The following is an 838-nucleotide window of genomic DNA, read 5'->3' on the forward strand; positions in this document are numbered from 1 at the left end:
GTGTTTGAAAATTGCCCACCTAGGGAACAGGAAATCTATTACATAAAAAGTAAGTTAAAGGAAGTGAAAAGCAGTGTTAAAACGTGTGATCATCCTGTCAATCATCATTAGTATCACGGTGCTTGCAGCATGCAGTGAAGCTACGAACTCCACCAATGAGGGTCAAAAGCAGGATGACAATTCCGCCAAAGATCATACATCGGAAGACAGTAATAAGGGAGAGGACAAGCAGGACAAGAAGGAGAAGGAGGAGAAAAAAGAGAAACCTGCAGAACCAACGTATAAACCAATTGAACCACCTAAAGATACGAAACCACTGAAGGAAAAGTATTCACCGGAAGTAAAAAAGAACATGCCTGCTGCTGAAGCACATGGGGCCGATCCCACAAGAACAGTGCCGCTCGGCGAGACACTATTGAAAGGAAAAAAGGATCTGACCGACGGACCCTTGAAAAATAATAGATTAGTAGCTTTCTATGGAACACCGAAGTCTGAAAATATGGGGATTCTCGGAGAATATCCTCCTGAAGTAATGATGGAAAAGCTGAAGGAGCAGGCTGCAGCATATTCTAAACTCGATCCCGAACGCCCTGCCGTACCGACGATTGAGTTAATCGCAACGGTAGCACAGCGTAAGCCAGGACCTGAAGGCTTATATATTTCCGGGCCGTCGAAAGAGGTAATCGACCAATATGCACAACTTGCAAAAGAAAATAATGCATTATTGCTCCTGGACATCCAACTCGGACAGGCCACTGTGATGGAAGGCTTGAAGAAAGTCGAACCTTATTTGAAATTGCCATATGTACATTTGGCCATTGATACCGAATACAGTGTC

1 pseudogene is annotated in these 838 nt (G+C 44.0%); it reads left to right on the top strand.

Features of this window, described 5'->3' with window-relative positions:
* Positions 1-118 precede the first annotated feature (118 nt).
* Positions 119-838 (top strand): annotated as a pseudogene (locus tag AC3G7N_RS20725) (hypothetical protein); the annotation flags it as partial.

It is taken from the genome of Virgibacillus carmonensis, assembly GCF_057836705.1.